The sequence below is a fragment of the Prosthecobacter sp. genome, assembly GCF_044222565.1.
Classification (GTDB): domain Bacteria; phylum Verrucomicrobiota; class Verrucomicrobiia; order Verrucomicrobiales; family Verrucomicrobiaceae; genus Prosthecobacter.
Genome location: NZ_JBGANA010000023.1, coordinates 1 through 14,666 on the forward strand (window position 1 = coordinate 1; position 14,666 = coordinate 14,666).

At 60.3% G+C, this 14,666-nt stretch carries 10 protein-coding genes; 3 read left to right on the plus strand and 7 right to left on the minus strand.

Annotated features, from left to right (window positions below; genetic code table 11):
- Positions 1-362: 362 nt before the first annotated feature.
- Positions 363-1,631, minus strand: coding sequence for a hypothetical protein (locus ACILSR_RS25830; RefSeq protein ID WP_395752700.1), 1,269 nt, complete (start codon positions 1,629-1,631; stop codon positions 363-365).
- A gap of 320 nt (positions 1,632-1,951) precedes the next feature.
- Between ACILSR_RS25830 and ACILSR_RS25835 the strand changes: the two genes are divergently transcribed.
- Positions 1,952-3,622, plus strand: a complete 1,671-nt coding sequence (locus tag ACILSR_RS25835) for a DUF1553 domain-containing protein (protein ID WP_395752701.1) — start codon at positions 1,952-1,954, stop codon at positions 3,620-3,622.
- 753 nt (positions 3,623-4,375) lie between these two features.
- Positions 4,376-5,689, plus strand: coding sequence for a DUF1501 domain-containing protein (locus tag ACILSR_RS25840; protein WP_395752702.1), 1,314 nt, complete (start codon positions 4,376-4,378; stop codon positions 5,687-5,689).
- Positions 5,690-6,086: 397 nt separating this feature from the next.
- Here the strand turns inward: ACILSR_RS25840 and ACILSR_RS25845 are convergent, their stop codons facing one another.
- The 5 genes from ACILSR_RS25845 to ACILSR_RS25865 form a co-directional block, all read right to left on the minus strand.
- Complete coding sequence (locus ACILSR_RS25845) at positions 6,087-6,506, minus strand: hypothetical protein (RefSeq protein WP_395752703.1); 420 nt, start codon at positions 6,504-6,506, stop codon at positions 6,087-6,089.
- Positions 6,507-6,858: 352 nt separating this feature from the next.
- Positions 6,859-7,785, minus strand: a complete 927-nt coding sequence (locus ACILSR_RS25850) for a hypothetical protein (protein ID WP_395752704.1) — start codon at positions 7,783-7,785, stop codon at positions 6,859-6,861.
- A gap of 124 nt (positions 7,786-7,909) precedes the next feature.
- Positions 7,910-8,389, minus strand: a complete 480-nt coding sequence (locus tag ACILSR_RS25855) for a hypothetical protein (RefSeq protein WP_395752705.1) — start codon at positions 8,387-8,389, stop codon at positions 7,910-7,912.
- A 214-nt stretch (positions 8,390-8,603) separates the two neighbouring features.
- Positions 8,604-8,990 carry a hypothetical protein gene (locus ACILSR_RS25860; protein ID WP_395752706.1) on the minus strand — a complete coding sequence of 129 codons (387 nt, stop codon included), beginning with the start codon at positions 8,988-8,990 and terminating at the stop codon, positions 8,604-8,606.
- Between the two features lie 193 nt (positions 8,991-9,183).
- Positions 9,184-9,915 carry a cytochrome c4 gene (locus ACILSR_RS25865; RefSeq protein WP_395752707.1) on the minus strand — a complete coding sequence of 244 codons (732 nt, stop codon included), beginning with the start codon at positions 9,913-9,915 and terminating at the stop codon, positions 9,184-9,186.
- 135 nt (positions 9,916-10,050) lie between these two features.
- On the opposite strand from ACILSR_RS25865, the gene ACILSR_RS25870 reads away from it, so the two are divergent.
- Positions 10,051-11,193: a M20 family metallopeptidase gene (locus tag ACILSR_RS25870; protein ID WP_395752708.1), complete on the plus strand. Its 1,143-nt coding sequence runs from the start codon at positions 10,051-10,053 to the stop codon at positions 11,191-11,193.
- Here ACILSR_RS25870 and ACILSR_RS25875 read toward each other — a convergent pair.
- Positions 11,190-14,645, minus strand: coding sequence for a S8 family serine peptidase (locus ACILSR_RS25875; RefSeq protein ID WP_395752709.1), 3,456 nt, complete (start codon positions 14,643-14,645; stop codon positions 11,190-11,192). The two genes, ACILSR_RS25870 and ACILSR_RS25875, sit on opposite strands and share 4 nt — an antisense overlap.
- Positions 14,646-14,666: the final 21 nt, after the last annotated feature.

The following is a 14,666-nucleotide window of genomic DNA, read 5'->3' on the forward strand; positions in this document are numbered from 1 at the left end:
AGCTGGCGGGAGTTGAAAACGGGGTGCAATGTCCCCTGCATCGTTTGGTGCATGGTCGTCGGGTGCTTTTTGTGTCGCAACTCCAAGTAACCACGCTCTCAGCTCCAAACGATGCTTCTTTTAACTTCGGTATCCGGGATAATACCATCAGATACCACAATAAGTTTGAAGCAAGCATGTTTTCCACGCGCCTTCCCGCCCAGCCTCCGAAGACACATGGCAGAAGCGCAGCCCGGCGCGAAGTAGCCCGCACTCTCCGAGTGCGGTTCCCACCACCCACCCCACACCCCTCAACCACCCACCACCAACAACCGTCAACCATCGTCAACAACCGTAAACCACAGTCAACTCCCCCCGCCCCCCTACAGCGCCATCAGCGGCGCCGGCACCAGAAACGCATGCTGCTCCAGCAGGCTCCACGCACCGTTCCATGACAGGTACGGCGTAAAGTACACAAAAAGCGTGTACGCCAGCGCCACCGGCACGATCCCCAGCCTCGCCACCCATCTCGGAAACCAGTGCCTCGGCGCTTCTCTCCGTGCCGCCCGGCTCATCGCCCATCCCGTCAGCACCCGCGCAGGAAAGATAAACAACACAAACAGCAGGCTTGGCAGCCACGCCAGCTCACGCGGTGTCAGCTCGATCTTCAGCAGATACAGCGGCACCGCAAACAGCAGCGTGATCAGCAGCGAGAACCAAAATGCCAGCGGCGCCCGCACAAACAGCCGCCGCACCTCCCACAGCTCAAACATCGCCCCAAACCGGTCCGTCTGCGCAAAGCGCGCCTGCAGAAACGGCAGATGAATCGCCACCACCAGCAGCAGCAGTCCGCCAAACATAGACATCAGCACAGATCCCCCCACCGGCAGCCGCGTCGCCGCCAGCAAAATCCCCACCGGCACGATCAGCCACGCCAGCGCACCCACAAAGCCACGCAGTCCCAGCCAGAAATAAAACGGCAGCCGCAGTCCCACGATGTAGTCCGTCACCCGGCTCTGCATCAGCCCAAACTTCTGCGGCGCCCGCAGCCAGCGCACAAAGCGCAGCGGCTGCGGCCACAAAAAATGCCGCAGCTTTCCGCCCCGCGCGCACGCCCACAGCACATGCACCAGCGTGATCACGATCATCACCACCAGCCCCGCATGCCACGCCTTCGCTATCCCGCTTCCTGGCGCGATCAGTTCCGCATCCTTCCACATCTTCGAGATCAGCCTCGCAGGCCACACCACCAGCCACACACCTGCCGCGATGCTTCCCAGCACGCTCGCCTTCCTCACCCCGATGAACCCATCCCGAAACCGCCCCGTCCGTGCGATCGTCCCGCTCACATGCAGCAGGTACCCCAGGCTCAGAAAATTCAGCACCGGCACCACCGAGCACCCCGCCACCAGCACCAGCAGCGCCACAAAGCCAAACACCCAGTCCAGCCCCGAGCCCACCTTCGCAAAGAAACCTTTCTTTTCTCCCAAGCTCTCAGCCACCGGCAGCTCTGGAGGCACCATCGTCCCAGCTCCATCTGCCACCCCCCGCACGTTTTGTACTACCGGCTTCAGCCGCTCCGGTCCGCTCCGGATCCGTTCATCGTCCATCATCATCCCATGTCCTCCCCCCTCCGGCAGAGGCGGTGGCATCAGGGTAGGCAGTGGCGGCGGTTCAGACATTCGGAAGGCCCTATAAAAGCCAGCCATGAAACGATAGTTGCACATTTCCACAGAAACATCGGCAAATCCTCCTCCCATTCGCGACACACCACTCGGGGGACCAGCTTTTACCCACTCCGCAGCCGCCAAAACATCCCCTCAAAGCACCCGTCCTTGAAGTCCTTTCGCCAACCACCGCCACCAATCGCAAACTACCGTTCCCCCTCCACCTCCCCATTGCAAACTTCCTCTGGAAACCGATTGTCCCCCCGCGTGTTAGTTAGAGACCGGTCCCACCGCAGCATCTCGTCATGAACTCCGCCACCGCTCCCTCCCCCACATCCGCCAGCTGGCTGCTCTGGCTGCGCAATGCCCTCATCCTCGGTGCGCTCGCTGCCGCCGCCTTCTGGGGCGTCGCAGAGCTCCTCACTCCCCCCGTTGAGTCCCCTCGCAGTACAGTCACTCTCGCCACAGGAGATCTCGCAGACATCCAGCGCACTGCCCAGTCTGTCGATGCCGACTTCGCCAAAGCCTGGGCCCAGCAGCAGCTTCAGCCCGTCGCAAAAGCCGACGATCTCACCCTCGTCCGTCGCCTCTCCCTCGCCCTCACTGGCAGCATTCCCTCACTCCAGGAGCTTCGCACCCTCGAATCTCTCAAAGGCGGCGCAGACATCCCCCAGTGGTGGCTCTCCCAGCTTCTCGCAGACCGCCGCTCCAGCGACTACCTCGCCGAGCGCCTCGCCCGCGTTTACGTCGGCATCGAAAACGGCCCCTTCCTCATGTACCGCCGCCGCCTCGTGGACTGGCTCAGCGACTCCCTTCAGCAAAACCGTCCCTACGACCAGATCGCCCGCTCCCTCATCGACTCCCATGGCGTCTGGACCACCAACCCCGAAGTCAACTTCGTCACCGTCACCAACGAAAACAACAAAGGCCCCGACGAAGTCAAACTCGCCGCCAAAGTCAGCCGCGCCTTCCTCGGCGTCCGCATCGACTGCGTCCAGTGCCATGACGGCAAGCTCGGCAGCACCTGGAAGCAGACCGACTTCCATCAGCTCGCCGCCTTCTTCGGCCAGGCAGACTTCGCCCTCAATGGCCTTCGCGATGACCCCAAGCGCTCCTACAAAGTCCGCTACCTCGGCCAGACAGAAGAAGAAAAAGTCCCCGCCCAAGTCCCTTGGAAGCCCGAGCTCCTCCCCGCCAAAGGCACCCCACGCACCAAGCTCGCCACCTGGGTCACCGCCAAAGAAAACAAAGCCTTCTCCCGTGCCATGGTAAACCGCATGTGGGCCCTCCTTTTCAATCGCCCCCTCGTTTCCCCCGTGGACGAAGTCCCCCTCGAAGGCCCTTTCCCTCCCGGCCTCGAACTCCTCGCCGATGACTTCACCGCGCATGGCTACGACCTCCAGCGCCTCATCCGCGTCATCGTCACCACCCGCGCCTTCCAGATGTCCAGCCAGTCCACCGATGCTGGGCATCCCGTCACTACCGCCGCCGAAAACGCCTGGGCCGCCTTTCCCGTCACTCGTCTGCGTCCTGAGCAGATGGCCGGCAGCGTCATCCAGGCCGCCTCACTCAGCACCATCGATGCCGAGACCCACGTCCTCTTCCGCATCAAGCGCAACATCGACGTCGCCAACTTCGTCAAACGCTACGGCGACTCCGGAGAAGACACCTTCGAAGACACTGGCGGCACCATCCCCCAGCGCCTCCTCCTCATGAACGGAAACATGATCAGCGACAACACCGGCAACAATCCCCTCGTCAACGCCAGCACCCGCATCAGCATGCTCGCCCCGGACAACGCCACCGCCGTCGAGGCCGCCTACCTCTCCATCTTTACCCGCCGCCCCACCCCCGCCGAAAGCACCCACTTCACCACCCTCCTCGCCTCCGCCAAAAGCCGCAATTCCCGTAGCAACGCCATGTCAGACCTCTACTGGACCCTCATGAACGCCACCGAGTTCTCCTGGAACCACTAATCGCTACGCAAAGTCCCCATCTCACTCCCCGAGATACCCCCCGCCACACCACCCGAATAACCTTCACCTCAGCGCAGCAGCCCTTCTGAGTACGTAGTTCTGGGTTCGCTACGCGGCTTCGCAGCAGCCCGCTCTGGAAGCCCCGCATCACCCCAGCACCCCTTCTGAGGACGTAGCTCGAAGAGCGAAGGAGGAAGCCCGCTCCGGAATTCCCGCATCACCCAAAACCTGAAACCCACCCAGCCCCCGGTTTGTAGTACCGGCTTCAGCCGGAATCTGGAACCTCATCTTCATGCCAAAGGCTCCCAAATAAAAAATCTCCAGATAACTCCCCGTTCCACCCACTCGCCTCCCCTCTGGAGAAATCTTTTTACCCCCAATCTTTCTACCCTTCCTCCGGATCTCTCCCACCGTGTCCCTTCCGAATCACGGCCGCCCTCCAAAACTCCGGCCATTCCCTTGCTCCTTCATTCCTTTGCCAAAAAACAGCGTCCGCTTTTTCCACCCAGCCTCCGCCATCGCTCCCCGTTCCCACACTCAGCCTCTGAAATTTTTCTACCCCTAATCTTTCTACCTCACCTCCATACGCCTACCCTCCGGAAAAATCATTTTACCTTCAATCATTTTACCCTCCCTCCGGATCCACACATCTCTCTCAGCGTTCTCCAAATCTTCGCGGTGTAAATCCCTCCCGCTCCTCGTCATCCGGCATCCTTCGTCATTCCTCATTCTGGTTTCGTCATTCTCCCCGCCATGAACACCTCACCTTGCAAAGGGCTCGATCACCTCACCCGCCGCTCCCTCCTCCGCGGCGTCGGCGTCGGCATCGGCACCACCGCCGCAGGCCTCTCCTGGCTCACCCCCCTCGCCGACATCCTCGCCGCCGAAGCCGAAAAATCACCCTCCGGCAAGCCCGCCCGTTCCCTCATCCTCCTCTGGCTCGGCGGCGCCGCCTCCCAGCTCGATACCTTCGATCCCCACCCCGAAACCAAAATCGGCGGCGGCGTCAAAGCCATCCCCACCGCCATCAAAGGCGTCAGCTTCGCCGCCGGCCTCGAGCAAACCGCCAGCGTCATGTCCGACGTCTCCCTCATCCGCTCCATGGTCAGCAAGGAAGGCGACCACGAGCGCGCCTTCTACAACATCAAAACCGGCTACCGCCCCGATCCCACCCTCATTCACCCCAGCATCGGTGCCATTGTCTGCCACGAACTACCAGAAGCCAGGATCGAAATCCCCACCCACGTCTCCATCCTCCCCAATCAGTGGCCCGCCCGCGGCGGCTTCTTCGGCGCCCAGTACGACGCCTTTCAGATGTACGACCCCAAGTTCCCCGTCCCCGACGTCAAAGCCCGCGTCGATGACAAACGCCTCGACCAGCGCATGCAGGGCCTCTCCATCGTCGAGCAAACCTTCGCCCGTGGCCGCGAGCCCAACCTCGACCAGGACAAAACCCTCCACCAGATCTCCATGCAGCGCGCACGGAACATGATGTCCTCAGACCAGCTCAAAGCCTTCAACGTCAAAGACGCCCCCGCCGCCGAACTCGCCGCCTATGGAGACACCCCCTTCGGCCGCGGCTGCTTCGCCGCCACCCGCCTCATTCAGGCCGGCGTCCGCTGTGTGGAGGTCACCCTCAACGGCTGGGACACCCACGCCAACAACCTCGAAGGCCAGGCCACCCAGGTCAAAATCCTCGACGCCGCCTACGCCTCCCTTATCCGCGATCTCAAAAAACTCGGCCTCCTCGAAAGCACCATCGTCATCTGCGGCGGCGAGTTCGGCCGCACCCCCAAGATCAACAACGTCGGCGGCCGCGACCATTGGCCCCACGGCTTCAGCATGCTTGTCGCCGGCGGCGGCTTCGCCGGCGGCCGCGTCATCGGCTCCACCGATCCCCAGGGCGAAAAGCAAGCCCCCGAAAAACCCGTCCTCGTCGAAGACCTCCACGCCACCGTCCAAAACCTCCTCGGCATCGACTACTCCAAAGAAGTCATGACCCCCGTCGGCCGCCCCATGGCCCTCAGCAAAGGCGAACCCGTCAAAGAACTCCAATCCCACGCCTGATCAGGCCCCGCCTCCTCCGTAGGATGGGTGTGGCGAAAGCCCGCCCGCCCGCGAGCGCTCCCTTACGCTCCTACAACCACCGCCAATCCAGCGTGAAGTGGTCCGAACATTCCATGTGAGGTCTGCTAGCCGATTGCAGGGAAAACATCGAATGAATCACCTAGGAGCTATATCGCAGGTAGGGCGGGCTGTCCCCAGCCCGCCGCCGCCGAAGCCCCTGACTCTCAAGCCACGCGGAGCGTCTTGGAGTGCGGTCGCGCAGATGCACGGCGCAAGCCTGCATCGAAGCCACCGCTTTCGCGGTGTGAAAAATGTGCTTCCACCTCAGCCCATCGCCCGGACTTCGAAAAGGAACGAAACACCATCCTAACGACCGATCCGGTGTCGCGCCGCAGCGTCATCTATCCTGTTCCCTCCGGAAAATCGATGCCATTCGCTCCATGGGCATGGGAGTGCCTTCATCGGGCGCACGCATCCTGAGATCCTCTCCTAATTCGAGCTCTGATTCGTGAGTCCGAACGTAGCGGGCGCATGCGTTGACCACCTGGCTCGCAGTATTGAAGTCTGGAGGGGTGATAATTTCAGGCAGCTGGGCGGCCAGTTCGTCTTTGCCAACCGCACGCAATGAAAGTTCTACGTCACTACGCTCGACGGGTGGCGGACTCCACCCTGGATTCGTCGCAACATAGATCCACAGGGTCAATAGAATCTTCTCATGGACATTCAGTGGTGCCTCCCTGTCGACCAGCACATCGCCAATCGGTTCGAAGAGACTCAGTTCGTTTGACGCGCACTCCAATAATTGAGACAAAGTCATAGCATGCTGACTCTACATCATATTGCACAATAGTGCAGAGCAACCACTTCGCATGCCAGGCACTCGGTAAAGACGGTCTTTGAGGCTTTTCCTCACCGCTTTCGTGGTGTCCTGGCACACTCTTTCGCCACCTCATCCCGCCCCACACCAGCCCTGAAAGGGCTGCGGAATATAGCCCCGGGGTGCCGAGCCTCGGCGAGGTTCCCAGGGGTTTTTCACCACACGACCGAGAAGCAAACCCATCACCCTCTCCACATACCGCGTCTTCTAGCAGCGTCTTCACCGCACCACCGCTGCTGCCAGCGTGTCCCGCGATCCAAAACTTTGCTTGCGACCCACGCCATTAACTGCGTCAGCAATCATCCCTTTCAATTCGTTTCCACCCTTTGCTCTTCCCGCTTTCAAGGTCGAACGCCATTTCGACCGCAAAGGTCACGTTCGTCTTCCCATCATTGCGAAAAATGGAAATGAATGAAGGAGGCTTCGACCGCTCGTCCTCTGGACTCCTCTGAGCATCGATACTGGCACTTCGATATCCCTCAGTCGCCACCTCAACATATCCAAACCGATCATCGCGCCGGATGATTCCTTCCTCAATGCGTGTGAGATCAAGGTATTGAATCTTCCATGAACTGTCATCACCCCACTGGCACCCCCAGACGAATCCAAACTCTCCATTCGGCCATTCATAATCTTGATCCCAATACGGACTGCCGGGAATGACCGATCCGTCGTTCACATCCCACCAGTCTGGAACATAGAATCCCACCGGACAAAATCCACCACCCGGCGCGTCCTCAGACTCCTCAGCGATCACCATCCCCGAAGCCAGGTCCAGGACGGCCGTTTGCGTGTAGTTGCGGGAAATCAAAGCGTACTCGCGGCCTCCTTTCCTGAACGGCTCAAAGGTTTGAAGCAGAGAGTAGTTGCGTTCTAACTCGCAAACAAAGTCCCTCTCGGTTTCATGGGGACGTCGTTTAAAAACCCGAACGAGAGTTGAATCCCATGTGCCAGGTCGGTTCGGCTTCAAAGAGGCCGAAACCACATACTTATCCCGTGGCTTAGGCTGGTCTGGAATTTGAAAATCCACATCAACCACCACCTCTCGTATCGCAAAACCAAGATTGTGATATCGATCCTCCCACTCTCTCCCGCGCGATGATCGAAGCCCTTCGATCCCTTTCTTGGCTTCGTCAATCGTGCGGAAAGTGCCGAAGTAGCAGTCCTCCGCACGCCCGGCATGCCCCCCATAAATCCTGTAAACAATGTCTCCGCGCATGGACGTGTGAACGTGGTGTGATTCTAACCCGAGGGCACCAAGCTCCGCGACTGCTCTGAGCAAGACAAGCGCAAACTTGCCCTCATCCCACGACAAGCCGGCGAAGCAGCCTCGACCTTCGGCTTCATGCGCCTGCATCCCGCGCTTTGTAGGCCGCTTCGAGGCCCTTTGGATCCACCTCCTTGCTCGTCAGGGTAAGCGAAACCACATGCGCTCGCAGCCACGCGCAGAGCATGCTGTTTGGCTTGGGCCACTTGCTCTCCTTGCCGCCGACGATGAAACCGCTCACAATCCAAATCCGCCCGGTGGCATCCTTCCCAATGAGCTTCATATACAGGCTCCGGCGGCTGCCTGACTTGATCAACTCCATCGTCAGGAGCGTGGCCTCAGTCTGGTCGGACAACGTGACTGACTCCACGGCTTCCGTCCCGGCCATTTGCAATCGTGGATCCTTCGTCGAGCCCTTGGCCAGCTCTTTCGCGATGGTCTCAGTCGATTCCTTGGCGGCTGGAAACCGTTCGACCGAAATGCCAATTTGAAGGGCGTCTCCCGTTTCATCGACCATGGGAAGATCAATGCCATCGCCCTGCCGGAAAAGCGGCATCGTACGTTTAATCCCGTCAAAGCTCCGCCATCCTTTCGGAACGGCAATCCTCGCCGGTTCGGAAGAGATGGTTTCCCATCCGGGGTTGTCCGCAGCGCAAACCGCCGAACAAAGAGCGAGAAGAAGTAATAGAGTCCGTTTCATGAGAGATAGGTTGAGTCGATTAACGCGCCCAAGCTCAGCGACAGCCAGAGCTGTCCGCTGCAGCGCATGGTCAGGCGTTGCCCTCATTGAAGAGTTCATCGATTTCCTTGTTGGACTTGGTTTTGCCCGTTCGATAAATCCGGGCCAGTCGCGGTGAAACGGAACAACGGCTCGGATGAAAACCAACCCAATGCGGAAACAGCCGAAGGCCAAGCTGCCACTCGTCAGCAAAACGCCAGCTCTCTCCGAGAATAAGCCCGGTGCGATGGTGGAACAGAAGTCTTAGCGACCAGATTAGCCGTACTGGTGTGGTATCCGTTGTCTCGTCTGGCCACACAAGCGCGTCTGACATAATCTCATAAAAAGGACGCGCGAAGCAACGCCGCGTGCGGATAGCGTTGAGATGTGCGCCATGCTTGTGAAGCATCTCGATTGGATTGCTTGGGTCTTCATTCATACCACGCGGAAGTAACACCTGACTGGAAAAGAGCGCTCCAAAGATGGTAAACGATGAAGCTGAGCCGTCGACAGATGTCAACGCGCAAGACGTGACGGCGTGGCCGCGAATCGAAACGAGAACACCGCAAGATCGGAGTCTGAAAGTATTCTCTGCGGTCTTCTAAACTCTCGCGGTGCTAAATCAGAGATTCTCAATGTGCCCCTTGTCCCGCACTCTCAAACGGACTCTCCTTCGACTCCGGATTCAGCGTCATAATATACGCCACCACATCCCGCAGCATCTGCTCGTCCTCAATGAACAGCGTCGTCATCTGCACCATCTTCGCCCCGTTCACATCATTCTTCACGGCTCCACGCTTTCCTGACTTAAACTTCTTCAGCTGCTCCTCCAGGTACCACCCCTGACGCCCGATCAGCGGCGGGCTCCCAAAGGCCATCTCCCCGCTCGCGTTGTACCGATGGCACTCCATGCACCGTTCCTGAAACAGCCGCATGCCCTCCTGCGGATTCGTGTTCGCCATCTCCCGGTCCTTCCCCACCGGCACCTTCATCGGCATCTGCTCCACATGCGCCACCACCGCCTTGATCTGCTCCGGCTCCAGCGCCTTCGCGATCGCCGCCATCATGAATGACTGCGGGTCCGCCGCATCATGCCCGCGCCGCCCCTCTCGTAGATTCGCGAACTGCGTGTTCACATACCATGAAGGCATCCCCGCAATCGAAGGCGACTTCAGCTCCGGCTTGCCCTCGCCAGCCGTCCCATGGCATTGCGCACACACCGTCTCAAAGATCACCCTGCCATCCGTGGCCTTGGTCGCTGCAATCACCGGCGGAACGGCCGCCACCGGATCAGCGCCATGCATCACAGTTCCGCCGATGATGGCGGTCATCACGAAAGCGAGGAGGCTCTTGCAGGTGTTCATGACTCGAAAAACGCCGTAAGTTGCACCCCGTTTACAACAATGCCACCGTACCCCGGTTCTTTGCCAAATCCGACACACAACTCGACAAATTAGGTGCACGCTTGCACGCCTCTCCGGCCTGTGCCTTTCTGCTCCATGGACCCCCTCCCCGCGAACGTCGTCGAACTCACCCAGGCCCTCGTCCGCATTCCCTCCGTCAATCCCGACGGCGACCCCGGCACTGACGGCATCGGCGAAGAAGCCTGCGCTCGCTACGTCGCCGACTTCCTCCGCGCCTCCGGCGCCGAAGCCACCCTTGAAGAAGTCGAGCCCGGCCGCCCCAATGTCATTGGGCGCTACCCCACGCAACCCGGTGCAAAACCTCGCATCATCTTCGCCCCCCACACCGACACCGTCAGCGTCGGCGGCATGACCATCCCCCCCTTCGGCGGAGAACTCCGCGACGGCAAAATCTGGGGCAGGGGAGCCTCCGACACCAAAGGCCCCATGGCCTCCATGCTCTGGGCCCTCCATGAAATGCGCCACGAAATTCCCTCCCTCCCCGTCGAGGTCCACTTCGTCGGTTTCATGTCCGAGGAGAGCGCACAGCTTGGTTCTCAACACTTTGCGAAGCATCACGGCCACTACGACCTCGCCATCATCGGCGAGCCCACCAGCCTCAAGACCGTCTTCCGCCACAAAGGCTGCCTCTGGGCGGACGTCCACACCACCGGCATCGCCGTCCACGGTGCCACCCCCGAGCGTGGCGTGAATGCCATCGTCAAAATGTCCAAGCTCATCAGCGCCCTCGATACACGCTTCAGGGCACTTTTGTCGGAAGCCAGCGGCACCGATGAGTTTCTCGGCGTCAGCACCATCAACCTCGGCATGATCCAGGGCGGCACGCGGAGTAATATCGTCGCAGATTCCTGCAAACTGCGCGTGGACATCCGCACCACCCCCGGCCTGCAGAAAGCCGGCGGCGCCCTCGCCTTGCTCACCGACTTCGTTCGGAGCATCGATGAAACCGCCAGCGTCACCGTCGCCAGCGAAGCCTTTCATCTCGATACCGACCCCTCAAACCCCTTCGTGCAGAAACTGGTCGCTTCAGGTGCCACTTTGACTGGAGCCCCTTGGTTCTGCGACGCCGCCTTCCTCGCCGCCGCCGGCACCCCCGCCATCGCCATCGGCCCCGGCTCCATCGCTCAAGCCCACACCAAGGACGAGTTCATTGCCGTGAGCGATCTCGAGGCTGGCGTGGCATTCTTCAGCAAATTCCTGCGCAGCCTTGCAGATTAAGGAATCACCACACGGTAGAACCGCCGCTGCTTGTTAGCTGCATTCGGGTCTGTCCATGTCGTCGGATTTCCCGTGGCCGTGTAAATGAGCGGCGTCCATTTCTGCAGATCATCGCTGTACTCGATGCGGTAGTCATTGCCTGAAATGGAAGGAAACGTCAGCGAAGTGCCTGAAAGGGAGCGTGACAGAACTGTCTGCGGATAACTGTTCCGATCACTGTCGCTCGTGCCAAACCAGGTTTCCAAGTCGGAGTAGAAGCCGTCGCCATCATTGTCGGAATAAATCCCAAACTGATCCACAAACCCGGAGTCCAGTCCTCCCGCCGTGAATTCGTCCTTGCTGAAAGACCATTTCAAAGTGTGCACGCCTGCGCCAAGGACATATCCCTTTCGAGTCCACCCTACCTCTCCGCTGATGGCCTCCTTTTCGACGTCATCGATGGAAAAACGCAGAAAATCATAGTCCTGCTCGGAAGAGACCCCCCAATAAAAGGCCACTTTGCACGGCCCGGTCACTGTGGTGGTCATGAGGCTCTGCTGCAGGTCCGTGATGGCCCCGCTGCGCGCCGCGTCCTCGCCGTCGTGGCTGTACAGCCAGTTGGGCACCCAGGTCAGGTCCCCGGAAGAGGCCATGGCCTGGCCCGGAGCGTCAAGCGCCTCCGCCAGGCCCGTGGCCACCGTATCCACCACCAGGGTCACGGTTTGCACACTGGATCCAAACGAGTTCGTGGCATGCACCGTGATGGGATAGGTGCCCAGGGTGGGCACGCTGCCGTAGATCAAGCCGGTGCCAGGATGCAGCGTCAGCCCCGCTGGCAGATCATCAGCCGTGAACGTGTCCGGCGCATTCGTCGCCGTGAGCGCGTGGCGGAAGTACACCCCCTGATAGGCATGAATGGTCTCGGCATTAACCACTGGCGCATCCGTGGTCGGAGTGATGACCAGTTCGTCCACCCACCCTGTGTCCTGACCTTTTGCGACGCCTTGGTCCTTAATGTAGTAAATGTCGATGTTATGCGGCCCGGTGCCGACATAGGTGGAGGAAGGTTTCCAATCGACGTCTCCGGTGATGTAATCGCGCACATAGCCGTCCACCGTCATCACGAGGTAGTCGTAGTTCTTTTCTGACGAGACTTTCCACTGAAAGTCGATCTTTGCCGGACCATTCACCGTGAACTCAATGCCGGAATACTCTTCGTCATCAACCGTGGCGGTTTGAACGGCATCCACGTGGTCATGGGTGGTGGTGGTTTGCAGGAAAGGATCGCCAAAGCCAAAGGGCACGATCTTGAGGCTGGTCGGCTGCTCCACGGCGGTCGAGAGAGACGGAGTCGCGGCAAGAATGTAGAAGAGGGCATACGAGTCGGTGGTTCCCGTGGCGTTCGTTGCTTCCTGGTAGGCATCAAACACTCCGGTTTCCGTCGGTGTGCCGGTGATCAGGCCGGTCGTGGAGTTGAATGTCAATCCAGCGGGCAGCCCGTCGTAGAAGTACCTGCCCGTGGCGAATGAAGTGGTGAAATTGGAGGCCGTCATCTGGTAGTTCATCGCCCACCCTTCGCGGCCCACCATGATCCAGTTGGAAGTGATCACCGGCAGGGGCAGATCCGGGCTCATTGGCGTGCCATAAAACGTGATGGTGGCGTCATCCAGAGTGCCGACATCTCCCACGGTGCCGTCGATTGCCTGCAGCTTCCAATCCCCTACGGAGCGTTCTCCCCAGAAGTGCGTCGCCGAAAAGGTCCAGTCGAGATCCGCGCCGGTGTCATTGAATCGGGCACGTGCGAGACGCACCGAAACGCCGCTCGGAGACACCAGACGCCACTCCAGGTTGCCACGGTAGGTGTGCCTGGCTTTGACGTGCACGGTCACGTGTTCCAGCCGCAGGTTGTCCGCCATCGGCACTGTGAAGGTTTTGGAAACGCCCGTCGCATCGAAGTCAGGGATGGCAAGATTCATCGCCGTGGCGGAGTAGGCGTGCGACTGACGGGGGAGGACATTCGTCCACGTTTTGGCCAGCGTGGTGGCCGTCTGTGCATTTACCAGCCCCGCGCCGTATTTGATGTTGAAGTGGAAGCCCGCGCCGTTGGTGACCCAGTCGCCGTCATACCGATCATTTTGCGTGGCGCTGCGCACCAGGATCTCCTGCACATCACGGGTGGTCAGGTTTGGATTCGCCTGCAGCATCAGCGCCACCACGCCCGCTGCCGCCGGCGTGGCCGAGGAGGTGCCGCCAAAGGTGTTGGTGTAGTTCGTGTCGGCAAAGTCGGGGAAATCGGGGTCGATATCGCCCGTGTTGTAGCCGCTGGTGCCCGAACGGTCCGTGGTGGTGATGCCCTCCTTGCCACCATTGGAAGGAGCGCAGACGAGGATGTTCGCGCCGGGTTCGCTGTAATAGGCGGACCTGCCTTTGTCATTCATGGCGGACACCGCGATGGCGTGGATGGAGTTGGCCCAGCCGTCGTAGTTGGAGTCATCGCCGTTGCCGTTGCCATTGCCTGCGGCCCAGAGGAAAATCGTACCTTTGCCACCACGCCCTGTCGTGGCGGCGTCCTCCAGCGCAGCCTGGCTCAAAACATCGGGGCCGCCGGAGCCAAAAGCACTGTCGTAAGGCCCCCAGCTGTTGCTCTTTACCGCAATGAGGTCCTTCTGGTAGCCAAAGGCATCCGCCTCCTGCTGGTCAGTGGTCGGTGCGGCGATGAGGCGCAGGCCCACCAGCGTCGCCTCGGGAGCCACACCGGAAACGCCGATGCCATTGTTCCCGCGAGCCGCCGCCACCCCCGCGCAAGAGGTGCCGTGGAAATCGTCCGCTCCAGGCGAGGGATCCGCGTCGTTGTCATTGAAATCGAAACTGTGGGCGAGATCCACATTCGGTGCCAGGTCCGGATGAGAGACCTCCAGGCCGTCATCCACGATGGCAAGAACCACACCCGTGCCCTTGTAGCTGTCCCAAACAGGCACCACATTCACATCCGAGCCTGCGGTTGCGCCGTTCTGCCCCGTATTGCTCAGGTGCCACTGGTAGCCAGCATTCGTGGTGGAATAGGCGAACAGGGGATCGTTTGGCACAAAGCGGTGGAACAGCTGATGCGCCAGCATCGGCTCCGCTGAACGCACGCCGGGCACCGTGCGCAGGCTGGCCGCTCCCGCGATGGCAGCGTCTGCCTTTCCCGCAAATTCCACCACAGCGTATTTCCCTCTCGGAGTGGTCCGCGCCACCCCGGCCACCTGGGCCAGCGCCGCCGCCTGCGTGCCCGGAGCCAGTTCCACCAACACCCGCTTGGTCAGCCAGCGCCGGGTGCCCTCATTCTGCGGCGCACCTTTCTCATACATCACCCATTCCCCCTTCGTACCTGCCTCGGTCAGGGAGCGCTCAAACTTCTTCCCCCCAACCACAATCTGCCCCAGCAGCGAGCTGCTGAAAAAGAGGATGGCAAGGGCGATGGGAAGGCGCATCGGAAAGGAGACAATCGGGCG

Excerpts from the sequence above, each read along its gene's own strand:
- ACILSR_RS25850 (WP_395752704.1), bottom strand. The coding sequence starts at position 7,785 with ATGCGCGGAGACATTGTTTACAGGATTTATGGGGGGCATGCCGGGCGT.
- ACILSR_RS25835 (WP_395752701.1), top strand. The coding sequence starts at position 1,952 with ATGAACTCCGCCACCGCTCCCTCCCCCACATCCGCCAGCTGGCTGCTC.
- ACILSR_RS25875 (WP_395752709.1), bottom strand. The coding sequence starts at position 14,645 with ATGCGCCTTCCCATCGCCCTTGCCATCCTCTTTTTCAGCAGCTCGCTG.
- ACILSR_RS25830 (WP_395752700.1), bottom strand. The coding sequence starts at position 1,631 with ATGCCACCGCCTCTGCCGGAGGGGGGAGGACATGGGATGATGATGGAC.
- ACILSR_RS25865 (WP_395752707.1), bottom strand. The coding sequence starts at position 9,915 with ATGAACACCTGCAAGAGCCTCCTCGCTTTCGTGATGACCGCCATCATC.
- ACILSR_RS25870 (WP_395752708.1), top strand. The coding sequence starts at position 10,051 with ATGGACCCCCTCCCCGCGAACGTCGTCGAACTCACCCAGGCCCTCGTC.
- ACILSR_RS25845 (WP_395752703.1), bottom strand. The coding sequence starts at position 6,506 with ATGACTTTGTCTCAATTATTGGAGTGCGCGTCAAACGAACTGAGTCTC.
- ACILSR_RS25855 (WP_395752705.1), bottom strand. The coding sequence starts at position 8,389 with ATGCCGCTTTTCCGGCAGGGCGATGGCATTGATCTTCCCATGGTCGAT.
- ACILSR_RS25860 (WP_395752706.1), bottom strand. The coding sequence starts at position 8,990 with ATGAATGAAGACCCAAGCAATCCAATCGAGATGCTTCACAAGCATGGC.
- ACILSR_RS25840 (WP_395752702.1), top strand. The coding sequence starts at position 4,376 with ATGAACACCTCACCTTGCAAAGGGCTCGATCACCTCACCCGCCGCTCC.